At 71.7% G+C, this 18,306-nt stretch carries 19 protein-coding genes; 5 read left to right on the forward strand and 14 right to left on the reverse strand.

Annotation, left to right across the window (positions count from 1 at the left end; genetic code table 11):
• Nucleotides 1–22: 22 nt before the first annotated feature.
• Nucleotides 23–730 (reverse strand): NAD(P)-dependent oxidoreductase, encoded by a 708-nt coding sequence (locus OG462_RS08515; RefSeq protein ID WP_406056020.1) that lies wholly within the window; start codon nucleotides 728–730, stop codon nucleotides 23–25.
• Nucleotides 731–864: 134 nt separating this feature from the next.
• On the opposite strand from OG462_RS08515, the gene OG462_RS08520 reads away from it, so the two are divergent.
• Nucleotides 865–1,617, forward strand: coding sequence for a TetR/AcrR family transcriptional regulator (locus OG462_RS08520; RefSeq protein ID WP_406056022.1), 753 nt, complete (start codon nucleotides 865–867; stop codon nucleotides 1,615–1,617).
• A gap of 29 nt (nucleotides 1,618–1,646) precedes the next feature.
• Here the strand turns inward: OG462_RS08520 and OG462_RS08525 are convergent, their stop codons facing one another.
• Nucleotides 1,647–2,438 (reverse strand): metal-dependent hydrolase, encoded by a 792-nt coding sequence (locus tag OG462_RS08525; protein ID WP_406056024.1) that lies wholly within the window; start codon nucleotides 2,436–2,438, stop codon nucleotides 1,647–1,649.
• A 70-nt stretch (nucleotides 2,439–2,508) separates the two neighbouring features.
• Between OG462_RS08525 and OG462_RS08530 the strand changes: the two genes are divergently transcribed.
• Together OG462_RS08530 and OG462_RS08535 are read left to right on the forward strand one after the other, a co-directional pair.
• Nucleotides 2,509–5,082: a DEAD/DEAH box helicase gene (locus tag OG462_RS08530; RefSeq protein WP_406056026.1), complete on the forward strand. Its 2,574-nt coding sequence runs from the start codon at nucleotides 2,509–2,511 to the stop codon at nucleotides 5,080–5,082.
• A gap of 14 nt (nucleotides 5,083–5,096) precedes the next feature.
• The gene (locus tag OG462_RS08535) at nucleotides 5,097–5,960 is read left to right on the forward strand and encodes an acyl-CoA thioesterase (RefSeq protein WP_406056028.1); all 864 of its coding nucleotides are present in this window, start codon (nucleotides 5,097–5,099) and stop codon (nucleotides 5,958–5,960) included.
• A 10-nt stretch (nucleotides 5,961–5,970) separates the two neighbouring features.
• Here OG462_RS08535 and OG462_RS08540 read toward each other — a convergent pair whose 3' ends face one another.
• Together OG462_RS08540 and OG462_RS08545 are read right to left on the reverse strand one after the other, a co-directional pair.
• Nucleotides 5,971–7,041, reverse strand: a complete 1,071-nt coding sequence (locus tag OG462_RS08540; RefSeq protein ID WP_406056030.1) for an RNA ligase (ATP) — start codon at nucleotides 7,039–7,041, stop codon at nucleotides 5,971–5,973.
• A 118-nt stretch (nucleotides 7,042–7,159) separates the two neighbouring features.
• Entirely contained in the window at nucleotides 7,160–7,384 is a 225-nt protein-coding gene (locus tag OG462_RS08545; RefSeq protein ID WP_406056032.1) for a DUF6011 domain-containing protein, read from the reverse strand.
• 36 nt (nucleotides 7,385–7,420) lie between these two features.
• Between OG462_RS08545 and OG462_RS08550 the strand changes: the two genes are divergently transcribed.
• Together OG462_RS08550 and OG462_RS08555 are read left to right on the forward strand one after the other, a co-directional pair.
• Nucleotides 7,421–7,903 (forward strand): glutathione peroxidase, encoded by a 483-nt coding sequence (locus tag OG462_RS08550; RefSeq protein ID WP_406056034.1) that lies wholly within the window; start codon nucleotides 7,421–7,423, stop codon nucleotides 7,901–7,903.
• On the forward strand, nucleotides 7,896–8,666 hold the full coding sequence (locus OG462_RS08555) for a putative protein N(5)-glutamine methyltransferase (protein WP_406056036.1): 771 nt from the start codon (nucleotides 7,896–7,898) through the stop codon (nucleotides 8,664–8,666). Before OG462_RS08550 ends, OG462_RS08555 begins: the two co-directional genes overlap by 8 nt.
• Nucleotides 8,667–8,694: 28 nt before the next feature.
• Here the strand turns inward: OG462_RS08555 and OG462_RS08560 are convergent, their stop codons facing one another.
• Genes OG462_RS08560 through OG462_RS08605 form a run of 10 tightly spaced genes read right to left on the reverse strand, consistent with a single transcriptional unit; the run spans nucleotide 8,695 to nucleotide 18,305 of the window.
• Complete coding sequence (locus tag OG462_RS08560) at nucleotides 8,695–9,462, reverse strand: hypothetical protein (RefSeq protein ID WP_406056037.1); 768 nt, start codon at nucleotides 9,460–9,462, stop codon at nucleotides 8,695–8,697.
• A gap of 46 nt (nucleotides 9,463–9,508) precedes the next feature.
• Nucleotides 9,509–10,075: a nuclear transport factor 2 family protein gene (locus OG462_RS08565; RefSeq protein WP_406056039.1), complete on the reverse strand. Its 567-nt coding sequence runs from the start codon at nucleotides 10,073–10,075 to the stop codon at nucleotides 9,509–9,511.
• Between the two features lie 26 nt (nucleotides 10,076–10,101).
• Entirely contained in the window at nucleotides 10,102–10,863 is a 762-nt protein-coding gene (locus tag OG462_RS08570) for a hypothetical protein (RefSeq protein ID WP_406056041.1), read from the reverse strand.
• Nucleotides 10,860–11,375: a hypothetical protein gene (locus OG462_RS08575; RefSeq protein WP_406056043.1), complete on the reverse strand. Its 516-nt coding sequence runs from the start codon at nucleotides 11,373–11,375 to the stop codon at nucleotides 10,860–10,862. The genes OG462_RS08570 and OG462_RS08575 overlap by 4 nt, the downstream gene beginning before the upstream one ends.
• A complete protein-coding gene (locus OG462_RS08580; RefSeq protein WP_406056045.1) occupies nucleotides 11,372–12,646 on the reverse strand; it encodes an MCE family protein in 1,275 nt (424 codons plus the stop codon). Before OG462_RS08580 ends, OG462_RS08575 begins: the two co-directional genes overlap by 4 nt.
• Complete coding sequence (locus tag OG462_RS08585; protein ID WP_406056047.1) at nucleotides 12,643–13,881, reverse strand: MCE family protein; 1,239 nt, start codon at nucleotides 13,879–13,881, stop codon at nucleotides 12,643–12,645. Before OG462_RS08585 ends, OG462_RS08580 begins: the two co-directional genes overlap by 4 nt.
• The gene (locus tag OG462_RS08590; protein ID WP_406066435.1) at nucleotides 13,878–14,957 is read right to left on the reverse strand and encodes an MCE family protein; all 1,080 of its coding nucleotides are present in this window, start codon (nucleotides 14,955–14,957) and stop codon (nucleotides 13,878–13,880) included. Before OG462_RS08590 ends, OG462_RS08585 begins: the two co-directional genes overlap by 4 nt.
• Nucleotides 14,957–16,003, reverse strand: a complete 1,047-nt coding sequence (locus OG462_RS08595; protein WP_406056049.1) for an MCE family protein — start codon at nucleotides 16,001–16,003, stop codon at nucleotides 14,957–14,959. Before OG462_RS08595 ends, OG462_RS08590 begins: the two co-directional genes overlap by 1 nt.
• Entirely contained in the window at nucleotides 16,000–17,055 is a 1,056-nt protein-coding gene (locus tag OG462_RS08600; RefSeq protein ID WP_406056051.1) for an MCE family protein, read from the reverse strand. The genes OG462_RS08595 and OG462_RS08600 overlap by 4 nt, the downstream gene beginning before the upstream one ends.
• Nucleotides 17,052–18,305, reverse strand: coding sequence for an MCE family protein (locus tag OG462_RS08605; protein ID WP_406056052.1), 1,254 nt, complete (start codon nucleotides 18,303–18,305; stop codon nucleotides 17,052–17,054). Before OG462_RS08605 ends, OG462_RS08600 begins: the two co-directional genes overlap by 4 nt.
• Nucleotide 18,306 lies beyond the last annotated feature (1 nt).

Consider the following 18,306-nt stretch of genomic DNA (forward strand, 5'->3'; position numbering starts at 1 on the left):
CGGAGCGGGAGCCCCCACCCGTTCAGTAGCCGATCGTGAAGCGGCGCTGGACGAAGCGGGGCAGTTCCGCCTCGTCGACGAGGGCCACGGCCGCGTCCTCCGCCGAGACGCGGCTGCGCCCCTCGGCGTCCCGGACCGGCTGGTCCTCGCCGAGGCGGAAGCGGCCGGTGCGCTCGCCGGGGGCGATGTCCTCGGCGGGACTGAAGTAGGTCCAGCGGCGGTTGGAGGTGCGCAGCACGTTCAGGGCGTCGCGGTGGCCCCGTACCGCCGCCGCGTAGGCGCGGGGAAGGCCGACGCCGTCGAGCGTCTCGTGGAGCCGTTCCTCCGCGTCGGCGAGGACCACACCGGGCTCGACCTCCAGGCTGCCCGCGCCGCCGATCACGATGAGCCGGGTCCTGGGGTGGCTCTCCAGCGCCTTGAGCAGGGCCCGGGCCGCGGTGGCGTAGACCCCGGCGTCGGCGATCGAGCGCCGCACGGTGTCCGCCAGGTCCTGGGCGGCGTTTCCGGGCTGGAAAGCGCTGACGAGGACGTCGAGTCCGGGCAGGACGGCGGCGATTCCCGCCGGGTCGAGGACGTCGAGGCTCGCCCAGGTGATGTTCTCGCGGGTCTCCCCCGCCGCCGCCCCCGTGGCGTCGCGGCTGAAGGCCCTGATCTGGTGCCCGCGCTCCAGGGCCTCCGCGACGACGCGACTGCCGATGGTGCCCGTGGCTCCGATGACTCCGATGTGCATGACTCTCCCCTGTGCTCACATCTCCGACGCATCACTGACGCATCACTTGCGTGACGCCGTGCGAAAACTATACGCCGTGAAGTGCACGGCGTGCAGTTTCCTTACGCCCACCAACGAAGCGATAGGCTGCCCGCATGACCGGGACAGCGGAGACAGGGACGGCACGGGCCGGGCGCGGCCGCCGTGAGCGGCTGCGGGCCGAGACCACGGCCGAGATCAAGGACACGGCCCTGCGCCTGATGGCCTCGGGCGGCCCCGACGCGATCACCCTGCGGGCCATCGCCCGTGAGATGGGCATGACGGCCAACGCGATCTACGGCTACTTCGCCACCCGCGACGACCTGGTCACCACGCTCATCGACGACGTGTACTCGGCCCTCGCCGACGCCGTGGAAGCAGCCTGGGCCGCAGCGGCCACGCAGCACCCCACCGAAGACCCGGCCGCCCGCATCCTCGCCTGGGCCCGCGCCTTCCGCACCTGGGCCCTGGCCAACCCCGAGGGCTTCCGGCTCGTGTACGGCGACCCCGTGCCCGGCTACCGGGCGCCGGAGGAGGGGCCCGCCCCGGACGCGGCCCGCCGGGTGTGCACCGGCCTCGCCGGACTCGCCGCGGCGGCCTGGCCGTACGCCGAACCCCTCTACCGGGACAGTTCGTTCACCTGGACCGACTTCGACGCCGGACTTCTCGACAAGGTGCGCCCGGCCTTCCCCGAGCTGCCGCCGGCCGGAGTCGCCCTCGCGCTACGGCTCTGGGGGCACCTGCACGGACTCGTCGCCCTGGAGGTGTACGGGCATCTCGGCCGCCAGACGACGAGCCCGGACAAGCTCTTCCAGGAGGAGCTGACCCGGCTCGTGACGACGCTCGGGGTACCGGGGATCAGCGGGTAGCCATCGGGGTACCGACGATCGGTGAACAGCTAGAAGAAGCCGAGCGCCGAAGCTCCGCCCACCCCGCCGAGCACCATGAACACGGGCATCAGGACCTTCAGCTCGACCCAGCTCCCGGCCCGGAAGCGCATGCCCTTCGGCGGGCCGATCGGGTACCAGCGCTTCCGGCCGACCGGGATGGGCCACAGGATCGGGCAGCCGGAGACGGTCAGGGCGTCGCCGATGTCGTGGACGAGGGCGCCGAGCACGATGGGAAGCCCGAGCCACAGGTACTCCTGGCCGGGTCCGGTGAAGAACCAGTCCGAGCCGTTGCCCGGCTTGTCGAGGACGCCCGCCAGGATCCAGGCGCTGGTCGCGCCGAGCAGCCAGACCAGGACGTCGCTGGACATCCGGGCGGCCCGCCACAGCAGGCCTTCCACCGCGAGGACCAGGTGCACGAAGAGGATCGCGAGCACCGCCCACCGGCCGCCGGTGACCGCCGCGACGGACGCACCGCCGCCGATCAGGACCGCCCAGAGCCAGGTGTGGGTGAGGGTCCGGTGGCCGCCGGACCTGCGGGGGTCGGCGGAGGAGCGGGTCGCCTTGTAGACGGCGTACGACAGCTTGTCGACGATCTCGCACAAGCCCTTGGAGACCGGTCCGAAAGCGCGCGAGATGGTCGCCGACTTGTGGTCCAGGTCGGGGGCGAGGGCGGCGCCCGCGCAGATGAGTGCGCCGACGACGAGAACCGGCCACGGCATCGGGCGGTCGAAGGCCGCCGCGGCCGCTCCGACACCCAGCCAGGCCGCCGCTCCGGACAGCGAGTGTGCCGGTCCCATCATGGTTGGCCCGCCCCGTTTCTCCCCTGCCGGCGCTCAGTTGACGACCGGTCGACGGACGAGCCTATCGTCCGTGATCTTCGAACCGGTGGCCGGTTCCCTCATCCGAGCGGAATCCAGGCAAGATGGGGGCGTGACCCTTATCGATCAGCTGCCGCCGACCGCCGACCCCGACGCCCTCTTCGAGGCCTTCTCCTCCTGGGCCGAGGACCGGGGCATCACGCTCTACCCGGCCCAGGAAGAGGCGCTGATCGAGGTCGTCTCCGGGGCCAACGTGATCTTGTCCACGCCCACCGGATCGGGAAAGTCGCTGGTCGCGGCGGCTGCCCACTTCACCGCGCTCGCGAACGACCAGGTGACCTTCTACACCGCGCCGATCAAGGCGCTCGTGTCGGAGAAGTTCTTCGACCTGTGCAAGATCTTCGGCACCGAGAACGTCGGCATGCTGACCGGCGACGCGTCCGTGAACGCGGACGCGCCGGTGATCTGCTGCACGGCCGAGGTGCTGGCCTCGATCGCGCTGCGGGACGGCAAGTACGCGGACATCAACCAGGTCGTGATGGACGAGTTCCACTTCTACGCCGAGCAGGACCGCGGCTGGGCGTGGCAGATCCCGATCCTGGAACTCCCCCAGGCGCAGTTCATCCTCATGTCGGCGACGCTCGGCGACGTGTCGATGTTCGAGAAGGACCTGACCCGGCGCACGGGCAAGCCGACGTCGGTGGTCCGTTCGGCGACCCGGCCGGTGCCGCTCTCGTACGAGTACCGGCTCACCCCGATCACGGACACCCTGACGGAGCTCCTGGAGACCAGGCAGGCGCCCGTCTACATCGTGCACTTCACGCAGGCGCAGGCCGTCGAGCGCGCGCAGTCGCTGATGAGCATCAACATGTGCACGCGCGAGGAGAAGGACAAGATCGCCGAGCTGATCGGCAACTTCCGCTTCACCACCAAGTTCGGCCAGAACCTCTCGCGTTTCGTCCGCCACGGCATCGGCGTGCACCACGCGGGCATGCTGCCGAAGTACCGGCGGCTCGTCGAGAAGCTCGCGCAGGCGGGTCTCCTGAAGGTGATCTGCGGGACCGACACCCTCGGCGTGGGCGTGAACGTGCCGATCCGTACGGTGCTCTTCACCGCCCTGACGAAGTACGACGGCACCCGGGTGCGGACCCTGCGCGCCCGTGAGTTCCACCAGATCGCGGGCCGGGCCGGCCGGGCCGGCTTCGACACGGCCGGTTACGTCGTCGCGCAGGCCCCCGAGCACGTCATCGAGAACGAGAAGGCGCTCGCGAAGGCCGGCGACGACCCGAAGAAGCGCCGCAAGGTGGTCCGCAAGAAGGCACCCGAGGGCTTCGTCGCCTGGAGCGACACCACCTTCGAGCGGCTCATCGACGCCGAGCCGGAGCCGCTGACCTCCCGCTTCAAGGTCACCAACATCATGCTGCTGTCGGTCATCGCCCGGCCGGGCAACGCCTTCGAGGCGATGCGCAAGCTCCTGGAAGACAACCACGAGCCGCGCAAGGCCCAGCTGCGGCACATCCGCCGGGCCATCGCGATCTACCGCTCGCTGCTCGACGGCGGAGTGGTGGAGCAGCTGGACACCCCGGACGCCGAGGGCCGCACGATCCGCCTGACGGTCGACCTCCAGCAGGACTTCGCGCTCAACCAGCCGCTGTCGACGTTCGCGCTCGCCGCCTTCGACCTGCTCGACCCCGAATCCCCCTCGTACGCCCTGGACATGGTCTCCGTCGTCGAGTCGACGCTCGACGACCCGCGCCAGATCCTCGCCGCCATGCAGAACAAGGCGCGCGGCGAGGCCGTCGGGCAGATGAAGCGAGACGGCGTCGAGTACGAGGAGCGGATGGAGCGGCTTCAGGAGATCTCGTACCCGAAGCCGCTGGACGAGCTGCTCTGGCACGCGTACGACGTCTACCGGAAGTCGCACCCGTGGGTGGGCGACCACCCGGTGTCGCCGAAGTCCGTCATCCGTGACATGTACGAACGGGCGATGACCTTCACCGAGTTCACCTCCTGGTACGAGCTGGCGCGGACCGAGGGCATCGTCCTGCGCTACCTCGCGAGCGCGTACAAGGCGCTCGACCACACCATCCCGGACGACCTGAAGACCGAGGACCTGGAGGACCTGATCGCCTGGCTGGGCGAGATGGTGCGCCAGGTGGACTCCTCGCTGCTCGACGAGTGGGAGCAGCTGGCCAACCCGGAGATCCAGACGGCCGAGGAGGCCCAGGAGAAGGCCGACCAGGTCAAGCCGGTCACCGCCAACGCCCGCGCCTTCCGGGTCCTCGTGCGCAACGCGATGTTCCGCCGGGTGGAGCTGGCCGCCCTCGACAACGTCGACGCGCTCGGCGAACTCGACTCCGAGGCCGGCTGGGACGCGGACGCGTGGGGCGAGGCGATGGACGCGTACTGGGACGAGTACGACGACCTCGGTACGGGCCCGGACGCGCGCGGCCCGAAACTGCTCTCGATCGAGGAGGACGCGGCCCACGGCCTGTGGCGCGTCCGCCAGACCTTCGCCGACCCGAACGGCGACCATGACTGGGGCATCGGCGCGGAGGTGGATCTCGCGGCCTCCGACGAAGAGGGCCGCGCGGTCGTCCGTGTGACGTCCGTCGGACAGCTGTAGAGGAGAGACCTGTCGTGACCAATCCCGCCGAGAGGCTCGTCGATCTGCTCGACCTGGAGCAGATCGAGGTCAACATCTTCCGTGGGCGGAGCCCGCAGGAGTCGCTGCAACGGGTCTTCGGCGGGCAGGTCGCCGGGCAGGCCCTCGTCGCGGCCGGCCGCACCACCGAGGGCGACCGGCCGGTGCACTCGCTGCACGCCTACTTCCTGCGGCCGGGCCGGCCGGGCGTGCCGATCGTGTACCAGGTGGAGCGGGTGCGGGACGGGCGGTCCTTCACGACGCGCCGCGTCACGGCCGTGCAGGAGGGGCGGACGATCTTCAATCTGACGGCCTCCTTCCACCGGCCGGAGGAGGGCGCCTTCGAGCATCAGCTGCCGCCGCGGCACCTGACCGACCCGGAGAGCCTGCCGAACCTCGCGGACGAGATCCGCGAACACCTGGGCACGCTGCCGGAGGCCCTGGAGCGGATGGCCCGCCGGCAGCCCTTCGACATCCGGTACGTGGACCGGCTGCGCTGGACCCAGGACGAGGTCAAGGGCGCGGACCCGCGCAGCGCGGTGTGGATGCGGGCCGTGGGTCCGCTCGGTGACGACCCGCTGATCCACACCTGCGCCCTGACGTACGCCTCGGACATGACGCTGCTGGACGCGGTACGGATCCCGGTGGAGCCCCTGTGGGGCCCCCGCGGGTTCGACATGGCGTCGCTGGACCACGCGATGTGGTTCCACCGGCCGTTCCGCGCCGACGAGTGGTTCCTGTACGACCAGGAGTCGCCGATCGCGACCGGTGGACGCGGCCTGGCCCGGGGCCGGATCTACGACCGCGAGGGGCAGCTCCTGGTGTCGGTGGTCCAGGAGGGCCTGTTCAGGAAGCTCTGAGCAGGTCCGGTCACTCGTACTCGGTGCCGCCCTTCCGCGTCAGGTAGGCCGGGCTGACCGCCTTGGCGATGGCCCGGCCGCCGACGACCGGGCTGTACCGCTCGGTCGCGGGCCGGATCACGACGCCCTCCCGCAGGTGCGCCTCCCGGCCGGAGACGGTCTCCCGGCCGCTCGCGTGGGCGAGGACCGTGTCCAGGTCGTACGGGCCGGAGTACAGCCGCGGGACGAGCGGGACCTCGCCGGCCTCCAGGACCTCGGCCGGGTCCAGCCACTCCACCCGGCCGTCGATCTCGGCCGAGACGTCGAAGAGCGCGTACCCGACGGTCTCGGACCGGGCGTCGGCGCCGTACGCCAGGTCCTGCACGCCGGAGCCGTACACCTCGCCGAAGAACCCGACCCGGCGGGCGCCGAGACGTTTCGCCAGCCGCTCGGCGACGGCGGCCAGTCCGTGGCCGTGGACGGCTCGCCAGTACAGATTGCGCGGGTCCTCCTGGAGGGCCAGTCCCTTCGACCCGAAGCCCTTGGACGAGACCTGGACGCGTCCCTCCTCGGCGAGGTAGGTCATCAGACAGGCCGAGCCGTGGAGCTTCTCGGTCAGGACGACGGGCTCGCCGGGCTCGAACACGTCCGGGTAGCGCTGGAGGTTCTCGATGTCGACCCAGGGCAGCAGGTCCGGCGCGACCTCCACGTCACCGCTCATCGTCGGCGGTATCGGCGGCACCCACTTGGTGATCCCGAGCGTCTCCGCGAAGTCGGTCCGCTCGGCCGCCGCCCGCGTCAGGTCGGCGCCGGCGAGCGCGCCGGGCCGGCACACGATGCCCTGCGACAGCTCCCCGCGCAGCCGCACCGCCTTCACCCGGTCCGACTTCCCTCCGGCGAGCCGCCCCGTGAGTCCGAGCTCCTCGACGAGCTCCACGGGCAGCACGGCCTGCTCCGGGATGTAGACGGCGGCGTCACCGGTCCGATAGGCGCCCTTGGCGACGACGGCCCGATAGAGGCCGACCTGGGCCAGCTCCAGGGCGTCGGCGTTGGGGTGGGGATGGACGGTCAGGACTTCGGCGGTGACGCGCAGGGTCGACATCTCAGGACTCCGGTTGCTCGGGTTTCGCACTCATCGCGGCCCACTGTGCCGAGCGGGGAAAGGGCTGGGCCATCGATTTACCGGCTGGTACCGTCGCCCGGTTCCCCGTCCAAGTGCCTTACAGGACCTGGTCGATGCCGGGGAGGGCGTCCTGGTCCACCTCGTGGCGGCGGGTGCGGATGTCGGGGGCCGGTGGGTGGAGTTTGGCGTCGCAGGTGGGCCCGAGTCCGGAGCGGCGGGAGTCGGCGCCGGTGAGGGGGCGGCCGCAGAGGCGGCAGAGGACCCGGCGCGGCCCTGCCTCCGGCGCGGAATCGATCGAGATTGCCAGTGGTTCATCTCCCATGCTGAGATCAAACCCTATTCCGACGAGGAGCTGTCCATGAGCCTGTACGACATTCCGCTGAAGACCCTGACCGGCGAGCCGGTCTCCCTTGCCGACTACCGGGACCACGCGGTCCTGGTCGTGAACGTCGCCTCCAAGTGCGGTCTGACCCCGCAGTACGCGGGTCTGGAGAAGCTGCAGAAGGAGTACGGCGACCGCGGCTTCACCGTGCTCGGCGTGCCCTGCAACCAGTTCGCGGGCCAGGAGCCCGGCAGCGCCGACGAGATCCAGACCTTCTGCTCGACGACGTACGGCGTGTCCTTCCCGCTCCTGGAGAAGCTCGACGTCAACGGTGACGGCCGTCACCCGCTCTACTCGGAACTGGTGAAGGTCGCCGACGCCGAGGGCGAGGCCGGTGACGTCCAGTGGAACTTCGAGAAGTTCCTGATCGGCCGTGACGGCCAGGTCACGCGTTTCCGTCCGCGCACCGAGCCGGACGCCCCCGAGGTCGTCTCCGCGATCGAGGCGCAGCTTGTCTGACACGAGCGTCGTCGAGCGGCTGCGGGCCGCGGGCTGTGTCTTCGCCGAGGAAGAGGCGGAGATGCTGCTCGCGGCGGCGGCCGGACCCGCCGAACTCGACCTGATGGTCGAGCGGCGGGCCTCGGGCCTGCCCCTGGAGCACGTCGTGGGCTGGGCCGAGTTCGCCGGGCTGCGCATCGAGGTGGACGGCGGGGTGTTCGTACCCCGGCGGCGTACGGAGTTCCTGATCGAGCACGCGGTGGAGCTGGCCCGGCCGGGCGCCGTCTGCGTCGACCTGTGCTGCGGCTCCGGCGCGGCGGGCGCGGTGCTGCTCGACCGGGTCGAGGGCGCGGAGGTGCACGCCTCGGACATCGAGCCGGCGGCGGTGCGCTGCGCCCGGCGGAACGTCGAACCGCGCGGCGGCCTGGTGTACGAGGGCGATCTCTTCGCCCCGCTGCCCGGGGAGCTGCGGGGCCGGGTCGGGATCCTGGTCGCCAACGTGCCGTACGTACCGACCGGGGACATCGGGCTGCTGCCTCCGGAGGCACGCGACCACGAACCGCTCGTCACGCTCGACGGCGGCCCGGACGGTCTCGACGTGCTGCGGCGGGTCGCCGCCGAGGCGCGGGAGTGGCTGGCGCCGGGCGGGCACCTGCTCGTGGAGACGAGCGAGCGGCAGGCCGAGCGGGCGGTGGAGGTGGTCTCCGCGTGCGGTCTGGAGGCGCGGGTCCTGAGCTGCGAGGAGCGGTACGCGACCGTGCTCGTCGCCACCTGGGCGGGCTGACGGGGCTCCTCACTGCTGGACGGGCGGCTCAGCGGCCGAAGGTGTCGATGTTCTCGACGAGCCAGCGCCCGTCGCGGTGCACGACGTCCACGGCGAACATGGCGCCCGCGTAGACACCCTGGTCCTTGGCCGTCGACTGCTTCTTCCCGGCTTCGCCGCCCTTGCCCGTCCCTGCCGTGCTCACGCTGCTCTGGTCGGCGTAGACCAGGACCCGGGCACGGTCGCCGTCGATCCGCTCGACCGCGCTGTCGGTGACCGTCGTGGTGATCACCGTCTTCTGCTGGGCCGCCTTGGCGAGCACCCCGCCGAGCAGCGTCCGGTGCTGAGCGACCGCCTTGCCCGTGAGGAGGGTCTTTCCGGCCCGCTCGAAGGGAGCGGTGTCGGCGTGGTCGTACGAGAAGAGCGCGGCGACGGCCGCGGCCGTCTGTCCCTTGATCTCACTGGTGCGGGCGAGGTCGGTGAGGGCGGTGTTGCCGCGCGCGGGGTCGTCACGGAGCTCGCCCGCCCTGCCGTACGCCCATCCGGCGAAGCCGCCGAGCAGGAGCGTCAGGACGCACAGGACCACCAGGGGGACGCGGCCGCCCACCGCGCGGCCGGTCTTCTCGCCACCCCCGGCCTCCCCCTTCGGCTCCGCGGCGCTCTCCCGCACGGACTTCACCGCCGGTCGTTCCCGGGTGCGGGGGGCGGGCTCGGTGAGGACGCCCACGGGCGTACGGGGCCTGTCGCCGGGCGCCGGCTGGTCGGCGAGGGCCTGGCGGCGGCGCTGGCGGTTGAGGTGGTGGCGGGGCGTCGGCATCGTGCGTGTCCTTTCGGGTGCGGGCGGCTGTCGCGGTACGGCCCGGTCAGCCGGCCGCCGTGCCGCCCACGGGGGCCTGCCCCAGACCGCTGAGCTTCCACTGGCCGTCGGTGCGGGTGAGTTCGCCCAGCATGCGGCTGTCCTTGTCCGTGCTCTTGCTGTCGGGCGTCGTGACGGTGATGCGCAGGGCGACGAGCAGCCGGGCCCGCCCCGCTCGGTCGTCGAGTTCCGTGACGGCGCCGGACAGCACCCGGGCCGTGGTCACCGTCCTCGCGCTCTTCACCTGACCGGTGAACTCCGCGCGTCCTTCGACGAGTTGCTGATGCAGGTCGCCGGTCGTGGACGATTCCCAGAGGTCGAGCCCCTGCTCCACGCGCAGGTGGTCGAGCGTGTTGAGGTTCTGTACGGCCTGCTCCCCCGCCGCGAGCGCCTCGTCGCGCTGCACGGCGTACGCGGCGGAGTCGTCGTGGGCGGCGGCGTACCAGTCCAGGCCGGCCCAGGCCGCGGACGCACCCGCGGCGAGGGTGAGCACGAGGGCCACGGCCAGGGCCGGCCGGATACCGGCCGGGGTGCGGACCGGGGTGCCGGCCGGGGTGCGGACCGGGCGTGTCATGGGGTGCTCCCGTCTCCCGCTCATCGTCAGCGGGCCTTGATGTCGACGATCAGCCACCGGTCGCCCTGGAACCTCGCGGTGACGGTGAGCTGGGCCGCGGCGGAGGTGGCGGTCGCCTTGTCCTGGCGCGGGCTGTCCCGGCGCGAGGTCTGGTCGAGGAACACGAGGAGGCGCGCGCTGTCCCCGTCGAGTTCGATCACGCCCGTACGGACGGCCTGGGTGGTGAGGGTGATCCGCTGCTCGACGAGCTTCGCGCGCACCTGGGCGAAGAGATCGCTGTACTGGCGGGCGGCGCGTCCGGCGAGGACGGTTCCGGCGGAGCGTTCGGCGCCGTCGGTACTGGCGGGTGTGTAGGAGAAGATCCGGGCGAGGCCTTCGCCGACGTCGCCGCCGACGCGGGTGGTGGCCCCGGCGTCGGTGAGCGCGTGGTTGCGCGCCGAGGGGGTCGAGCGGAGCTGGTGGGCACCGTGGAAGAAGGCGCTCCCGCCGAGGAGCAGGAGGGTGACGGCCGCGGCGACGGCGGCCTTCCGCCAGCCGGCGGGCGAACGGCCACCGCCCTCGTCCGTGGCCGCCTTCCCGTCCCCGTCCGTGGCCTCTGCCGCGTTCCCGTCCTCGTCCGTGGCCGCCCTCCCGTCCGTGGCCTCTGCCGCGTTCCCGTCCTCGTCCGTGGCCGCCCTCCCGTCCGTGGCCCCTGCCGCCTTCCCGTCCTCGTCCGTGGCAGTCGCCGCTTGCTCGGGCAGCGAGGGCGTCTCCTCGGTCGGCTCCGACGGGTGCAAGAGTCGCGTCATTCGTCCTCGCTCTCCTCGGCTCCGGCGACGGGGACCGCGCTCAGCGCCGCGACCCTCCAGGTGTCCTCGCCGGTGCGCGTCAGGACCGCCTCCAGACGCTTGCGGTCGGTGGTCGCGGCGCCGCCTCCGCGCGGGGTGACGTCGACGCGGACGGTCGCGATGAGTTTCGCCGTACCGGCTCGCTCGTCGAGCGCGGTGAGGGCGGCCTCGGTGACCGTGGCGCGCGCCGAGGCTCCCACCGCGGGTTCGGTGCGCCCCAGTTCGGTGCGGAGCGGTCCGGTGGACGCGTCGCGCCAGGCCCGGATGCCCGCCTCGGCGTGTTCGCGGGTCGAGGCGTCGAGCGTGTTGAGGACGGTGAGGCGGTCCCGGCCTTCGGCGAGCGCGGTGTCCCGCTCACGGCTGAAGGCGAGGCCCTCGTCGGTGCGGGCCTGCGCATAGGTCCACGCGCCGGTTCCGCAGAAGCCCAGGGCGACGACGAGGGCGCCGGCGCCGAGGATCCGGCCCCGCCTCATCGCGCGCTCCCGGTGCCCAGGCCGAACAGTCCTGCCATGTCCGTCGGGCCGCCGTTCTGGCCGGGCAGCGCGAGCGCGCCGGGCAGGGCCTGCTGCGTGCCCGTCGTGGTGCGCGCGCTGCCCGAGGGCAGGGACCCGGGCCGGGCGGGTGCGGGTACCCGGCCGCCCTTCGGGGCCTGGGCCGAGCCGCGTACGTTGACCCCGGACGCGGCGGAGCCCCTGCAGGAGGCGCCGGTGTTGAGGGCGGGCGCGGTGCCCAGGTCGAGTCCGTTGCGGTAGCGCGTGGCCCCGTATCCGGTGGTGCAGGGCAGTGGCTTGAAGAAGGTGACGGCCATGCCGAAGTTCATGCGTCCGCCGTCGACGGCGGTGGCTCCGGCCGAGACGGCCGCCGGGTACTTCACGAACAGTTCCTCCATGCCGCGCTGCCGGGTGACGGCGATCTCCGAGGTGGTCAGGAGATTGGCGAGGACGACGCCGAGGCTCGGGTCCAGGTCGCGCAGGAGGCCGCTGACCTGGCCGGTCGCGTCGGGTGTGACGGCGAGGAGGCGGCGCAGGTCGCTGTCGGAGCCCTTGAGGGTGGTGGCCAGGGTGCGGGCGCCGGTGGCGAAGTCCCGGATGGCGCGGCTCTCTTCGGCCTGGGTGCGCAGGACGACCTCACCGTCGTTGATGAGCCGGGTGGTGGCCGGCAGCGAGGTGTCGGCGGCCTGGACGAACCTGCTGCCGCTGTCGAGGAGGACCTGGAGGTCGTCGCCGTGTCCCTCGAAGGTCTTGCCGAGTTCGTCGACGACCGTGCGCAGGGACTCCAGCGGTACGGAGCCGGTGAGGTCGTTCATGCTCGCGAGCACGTCGGTGACCGGTGCCGGGACCTGGGTGTCGGACTGTTCGATGCGGGCGCCGTCGGCGAGGAAGGGGCCGTCGTCGCTCTCGGGGCGCAGGTCGATGTACTGCTCGCCCACGGCGGAGAGTCCGGCGACCACGGCCTGAGCGTCCGCGGGGATCCTGGGGGCCGACTTCTTGATGCGCAGCTCGGCCACGACTCCGTCGGCGGTCAGGCCGATGTCGCCGACCCGTCCTACGGAGACGCCCCGGTAGGTGACGTCGGAGTGGGTGAACAGGCCTCCCGTGCGGGCGAGATGGACCCGGACGGTGTAGTGGTCGGCGACGCCGGCGTAGCGGCCGAGGTCGGCGTAGCGGACGCCGACGAAGCCGAGGACGAGTACGGCGATGACGAGGAACGCGAGGTTCTTCAGCCGTACGGTACGGGTGATCACCGGTTCTCGCCTCCGTCCTTCGGTGGGGTGGCCGGGGGCAGCGGCAGGGCCGATTCCCGGCTCGGGGCCCCGCCGCTCGACCCGGATCGCCGCTGGGTGGCCGGGCCGGGGTCGGACGGGGAGGGCGTGGGGGTGGGCGTCGGCTGGGTCCTGGGGATCAGTGGCGGGATCACCTGGGTTCCCGGTGCGGCGGCGAGGTGCAGATAGGTGTTGAGGTAGTCGCCCTTGATGCCCCGCATCACCTCGTCGGTGAAGGGATACGTCAGCAGCACCTGGAGCGATTCGGGCAGGTCGGCACCGGCGTCCGCGAGTGCCGTGAGGGTGGGCGCGAGGGCCTTGAGGTCGGCGACCATGTCCTTCTTGCTCGCGTCGATGGTGGTGACGGCGACCCCGGACAGCGTGTCCAGGGCGCGCAGCATGGTCAGCAGGGAACCCCGCTGGTTCTCCAGCGTCTTCAGGCCGGGCGAGAGGCCGGTGAGGACCGTGTCGACGTCCTTCTTGCGGCCGGCGAGGGTGGCGGAGAGCCGGTTGAGGCCGTCGAGGGCGCGGGTGATGTCGCCGCGATGGGCGTCCAGGGTCGTCACCAGGGTGTTGACCCGCTTGAGCATCGAGCGGACTTCGGGCTCGCGTCCGCCGAGCGCCGCGTTGAGTTCCCGGGTGATGGTCTTGAGCTGGTTGACGCCGCCGCCGTTGAGGAGCAGGGACAGCGCGCCGAACACCTCCTCGACCTCGGTGTTGCGGCTGGTGCGGGCCAGCGGGATGACGCTGCCGTCGGTGAGCCGTCCGCCGTCGCCCTTCCCGCCGTCGTCCTTTCCGCCGTTGTCCTTCCGCGGGGCGACGAGCTGGATGTACTTCTCGCCGAGCAGGCTCGACTGTTCCAGGCGGGCGCCGGCGTCGGCGGGCAGCCGGACGTCGCCGTTGATCTTCAGGGTGACGCGGGCGGACCAGGTGTCGGTCCCGAGCTCGATGGCGGTGACGCGGCCGACGGCGACGTCGTTGACCTTGACCGCGGACTGCGGCACGAGGCTGAGCACGTCGTCGAGTTCGGCGGTGACCGTGTAGGGGTGGGGGCCGAGGTCGGCGCCGCCGGGCAGGGGCAGGTCCTCGATGCCGTCGAACCGGAGCGGGTTCCCGGGGATCGCGCCGAGGACGACGGCGAGCCCGAGGCCGAGCGCGATGACGCCGACGGCTCCGGCCCCGGCGGCCCTCCGGGAGGGCAGGGTGCCGCGTCTCACCGCTCCCCCTCTCCGGTGGTCGCCGAGGAGCTACCGGCCGGCGAGGGGCCACCGCTCCCCGCGGAGCCACCGCTCGCCGCGGATCCGCCGGTCACCGGCAGCGGGAGCAGCGGTCCGCCCATGCTGATCTCGTTGAGGTTGGCGCGTCCGTCGAGGGTGCGGGTGTCCTTGTTGTACGCGTTGACGACGTTGCCGGCGGCGAGCGGGGCGACGTCGAGGGCCTCGGCGAGGGAGGCGCGCTGGTCGACGAGGGTCTGGGTGATGGGCACGAGCCGGTCGACGTTCTTCTTCAGCTCGCCGCGGTTGTCCTTGATGAACGTCTTGACCTGGACGAGGGCCTTGCCGAGTTCCTTGAGGGCGCCGGCGAGGTCGTCCTTGTTCTCGGCGAAGTAGCCGACGACCTCGTCGAGGCGTTCCTGTGCGGTGCGGACGTCGCCGTCCTTGTTCTTGAGCATGGTGGTGAAGGTCTGGAGCTGGCCGAGGCTGGTGAACAGGTCCTCGCTGCTGCCGTCGAGGGTCTTGGCGGCCTTGCCGAACTGTTCGATGGAGGTGCCGATGTCGGTGCCGTTGCCCTTGAGGTTCTTCGCTCCGGTGTCGAGGAGTTCGGACAGGGCTCCGGCGGAGTTGGCGCCGTCCGGGCCGAGCGCCCGACTCAGTTCGGTGATCGAGTCGTAGAGCTGGTCGATCTCGACGGGGGTGCGGTTGCGGGCGGCGGGGAGTTCGGCGCCGTCGGCGAGGGTGGGGCCCGCGCTGTACGCGGGGGTGAGCTGCACGTATCGGTCGGCGACGATGCTCGGGGCGACGACGAGGGCCCGGACGTCGGCGGGGACGCGTACGCCCTCGTCGAGGAGGAGCCGGACGCGTACCCGGGTGCCCTGCGGCTCCACGGACTCGACCTCACCGACCCGTACGCCGAGGACGCGCAGGTCGGAGCCCTCGTAGATGCCGACCGCCCGGTCGAACCAGGCGGTGATGCGGGTGCCGTCGTCGCCGAGGACGCGTACGGCGACGAGCCCGCAGGCGGCGAGCAGGACGAGGGCGAGCCCGGCGACGAGGGGTTTTCTGGGCTTGTTCATCATTCACCGCTCCCCTTGGCCGTCGCCGTCTGTTTCGGCGGCAGGCATCCGGTCTTGGGCTGCGAGGCTTCGGGCAGATAAGTACGGGGCACCACGCCGCACAGGTAGCTGTCGAACCAGCGGCCGCTGCCGAGGGTGTTGCCGACGAGCCGGTAGTACGGGCCGATGAGCGCCAGTGTCTTGTCGAGCTGGCCGCTGTTCTTCTCCAGGACGCCGGTGACCCGGCTGAGGGCCTTGAGGGTCGGGCCGAGCTGCCGGTCGTTGTCGCCGACGATGCCGCTGAGTTCGGTGCCCAGGGCCCTGCTGCCCTTGAGGAGGGCGCGGATGGCGTCGCGGCGCTTCCGGAGCTCCCCGAGCAGGGAACCGCCGTCCTCGATCAGCGTCTCGAAGCTGGACTTCTTGTTCTCCAGGGTCTGGGTGAACTTCCTGCTGTTCTGCAGGAGCCTGGCGAGTTCGGTGTCGCGCTTGGAGACGGACTTCGACAGTTCGGAGAGGCCTGTGGCGGCGTTGCGGACGTGCGGCGGCGAGTTCTTGAAGGTGTCGGAGATGGTCTGGAAGCTCTCCGCGAGCTTCGCGGTGTCGATGGCGTCGACGGTGCCGCTGAGGTCCTGGAAGGCCTGCGTGACGTCGTACGGGGAGGTGGTGCGCGACTGCGGGATGCGGGCTTCGGGGTCCTGCCGGCCGGAGCCCAGCGGATCGAGCGCCAGGTACTTCTCGCCGAGGAGGGTCTTGATGGCGATGGCGGCGGTCGACCGGTCGCCGACCCAGGCGTCGCCGACCTCGAACGTCACCTTGACCTTGGCTCCGTCGAGGGCGACCTCGGTGACCTTGCCGACCTTGACCCCGGCGATGCGCACCTCGTCGCCGGCGTCGAGTCCGGCGGCCTCGGAGAAGTCGGCGCTGTAGGTGGTGTCGTCGCCGACGAGCGGGAGCCGTTCCACGTTGAACGCCAGGGCGGCGACCAGCGCGAGGAGCAGCAGTCCCGCGACGGCGACGGCGACCGGGTTGCGCTCCTTGACCGGCCTGAGCCGGCGGCGGGGGCTCATCCGCGGCACCTCGGTTCGGTCACGGCGATGCCGGTCGGCGGCTTCGAGCCGTCGGAGGTGCCCACGCCGGTCACGCGCGCCTCGCAGAGGTAGAGGTTGAACCACGATCCGTACGAGGACAGCCGGGCCAGGGCGGTCATCTTGGTGGGGGTGTTGGCGAGGAAGGCCTCGATGGCGGGCGTGTGCTCGCCGAGGGTGCCGGAGAGCCTGCCGAGTTCGCGGATGTCCTTCTTGAGGGGGGCTCTCCCCTCCTGGAGGAGCCCGGCGGTCGTCGTGGTGAGGGCGCCGATGGCCTGGACCGCCTCGCCGAGGGGTTTGCGGTCGGTGTTGAAGCCGGTGACGAGTTTCTGGAGGGTGACGACGAGGTCGTCGAAGGCGGCCTCGCGGTTGTTGAGGGTGGTGAGGACGGTGTTGAGGTGGGTGACGACCTGGCCGATGACCTTGTCCTTGGCGGCGACCGTCTTGGTGAGGGAGCCGATGTGGCGCAGCAGGCTGTCGACGGTGCCGCTCTCGCCCTGGAGGACCTGCACGAGTGATCCGGCGAGATCGTTGACGTCGGCGGGCGAGAGGCCCTCGAAGAGCGGCTTGAACCCGTTGAACAGCAGGGTCAGGTCGAGTGCGGGGGTGGTGCGGTCGAGCGGGATGGTGTCCCCGTTCCGCAGGGTGCCCACCAGGTCGCCGCTGCCCCGGTCGAGGGCGATGTAGCGCTGCCCGACCATGTTGAGGTACTTCACGGCGGCCGTCGCCGACCGGGGGACGGATCGGTCCTCGCGGACGGAGAAGGTGACCTGGGCCGTGCGCCGCTCGACGACGCGGACGTCGGTCACCTCGCCGACCTTCACTCCCGCGATGCGCACGGAGTCGCCCTTGACGAGCCCGGTGACGTCGGTGAACAGCGCCTTGTACGAGCGGGTGGCCGAGCCGACCCCGGTGTTGGCGATGCTGAGGCCGAGCACGGTGGTGGCCAGCGCCGTGACCAGGACGAACGCGAGGGACTTCAGCAGCGTGCCGGTCAGGCCGCGTCGTCGCGTGTGGGTGGGCCGCGTCGTCATCGGAGGGTCACCTCCGCGCCGCGGAACGCCGGGCCGGCCAGCATGCTGCTCCAGTCCGGGAGGTCGCCGGGCCGCTTCTTCGCCCCGGGGGCGAGGAGTTCGTTGACGAGGTCGTTCTCCTGCGGGGAGTTGGCGGGGCCGAGATCCTGGTCGGCCGCGGCGGACGCCCGCGCGGCGGGGGCGACCGGAATGCCGAGGTAGGGCACGGGGTAGCAGCGCGGGCCGCCGCCGGATCCGTAGGACGGTGTGTCACGGCCGGGGACGTAGGCGCCCCGCGAGGGCACGGTGGTGACGTCGACGTGCAGTCCGGGCTGGTCGGTGCCCTTGCCGAGCGCCTTGTCCATGGCCGGTACGAACTGGGCGAGGGTGCGCAGGGTGCAGGGGAAGGACGGGGAGTACTCGGCGAGCAGCTCCAGGGTGGGCCGGCTGGTGGCGCTGAGCCGGATGATGTTGTTCTTGTTCTGGCGCAGGAAGGCGGTCAGGTCCTGGGCCGTCCTGGTGGTGGCGCCGAGGGTGCCGGCCAGGTCGGCCTCCTTCTCGGCGAGGGTGCCGCTGGTGGTGGTGAAGTCGGTGAGCGCCGTGACGATGTCCGGGGCGGCGTCGGCGTAGAGGTGGCTGACCTTCACGAGTTCTTTCAGGTCGCGGGTGAGGGCGGGCAGCTGGGGGTTGAACTCGCGCAGGTGGGCGTCGAGTCGGGCGAGGGTCTCGCCGAGCTTGTCGCCGCGCCCCTCCAGGGCCTTGGAGACGGCCGAGAGGGTCGCCGACAGCTTCTGCGGCTGGACGGCGGTGAGCAGGGGCAGGACGTTGTCGAGGACCTGCTGGAGTTCGACGGCGTTGCTGGAGCGGTCCTCCGGGATGACGGCTCCGGGGCCCAGTGGCGCTGCCGAGGAGTTCCCGGGCGGTACGAGGGCCACGAACCGTTCGCCGAACAGCGTGGTGGGCAGCATCTGTGCGCGGACGTCGGACGGTACGTGGCTCAGGGTTCCGGGCCGCATGGCGAGGGTGAGCCGGGCTCCGCCGTCGATGGCGTCGATGGCGCGGACCTCGCCGATGACGACGCCGCGCAGTTTCACCTCGGCGCCGAGGTGCATCTCGTTGCCGACGCTGCCGGTCTCGACGACGACCGGGTCGGAGTCGGTGAACCTCTTGTCGTAGACGGCGACCGCCAGCCAGGCGAGCAGGGCGGGCACCAGCAGGAAGACCACGCCGGCGAACCGGCGGCGCAGGGTCTCGGCACGTGAGTCGCTCATC

It is taken from the genome of Streptomyces sp. NBC_01077, from assembly GCF_045162855.1.
In the GTDB taxonomy this organism is placed as follows: Bacteria; Actinomycetota; Actinomycetes; order Streptomycetales; family Streptomycetaceae; genus Streptomyces.

What these genes read in the sequence shown, in the direction of transcription:
- OG462_RS08515 (WP_406056020.1), bottom strand. Translation starts at nt 730, where the DNA reads ATGCACATCGGAGTCATCGGAGCCACGGGCACCATCGGCAGTCGCGTC.
- OG462_RS08520 (WP_406056022.1), top strand. Translation starts at nt 865, where the DNA reads ATGACCGGGACAGCGGAGACAGGGACGGCACGGGCCGGGCGCGGCCGC.
- OG462_RS08525 (WP_406056024.1), bottom strand. Translation starts at nt 2,438, where the DNA reads ATGATGGGACCGGCACACTCGCTGTCCGGAGCGGCGGCCTGGCTGGGT.
- OG462_RS08540 (WP_406056030.1), bottom strand. Translation starts at nt 7,041, where the DNA reads ATGTCGACCCTGCGCGTCACCGCCGAAGTCCTGACCGTCCATCCCCAC.
- OG462_RS08545 (WP_406056032.1), bottom strand. Translation starts at nt 7,384, where the DNA reads ATGGGAGATGAACCACTGGCAATCTCGATCGATTCCGCGCCGGAGGCA.
- OG462_RS08550 (WP_406056034.1), top strand. Translation starts at nt 7,421, where the DNA reads ATGAGCCTGTACGACATTCCGCTGAAGACCCTGACCGGCGAGCCGGTC.
- OG462_RS08560 (WP_406056037.1), bottom strand. Translation starts at nt 9,462, where the DNA reads ATGCCGACGCCCCGCCACCACCTCAACCGCCAGCGCCGCCGCCAGGCC.
- OG462_RS08565 (WP_406056039.1), bottom strand. Translation starts at nt 10,075, where the DNA reads ATGACACGCCCGGTCCGCACCCCGGCCGGCACCCCGGTCCGCACCCCG.
- OG462_RS08570 (WP_406056041.1), bottom strand. Translation starts at nt 10,863, where the DNA reads ATGACGCGACTCTTGCACCCGTCGGAGCCGACCGAGGAGACGCCCTCG.
- OG462_RS08575 (WP_406056043.1), bottom strand. Translation starts at nt 11,375, where the DNA reads ATGAGGCGGGGCCGGATCCTCGGCGCCGGCGCCCTCGTCGTCGCCCTG.
- OG462_RS08590 (WP_406066435.1), bottom strand. Translation starts at nt 14,957, where the DNA reads ATGAACAAGCCCAGAAAACCCCTCGTCGCCGGGCTCGCCCTCGTCCTG.
- OG462_RS08595 (WP_406056049.1), bottom strand. Translation starts at nt 16,003, where the DNA reads ATGAGCCCCCGCCGCCGGCTCAGGCCGGTCAAGGAGCGCAACCCGGTC.
- OG462_RS08600 (WP_406056051.1), bottom strand. Translation starts at nt 17,055, where the DNA reads ATGACGACGCGGCCCACCCACACGCGACGACGCGGCCTGACCGGCACG.
- OG462_RS08605 (WP_406056052.1), bottom strand. Translation starts at nt 18,305, where the DNA reads ATGAGCGACTCACGTGCCGAGACCCTGCGCCGCCGGTTCGCCGGCGTG.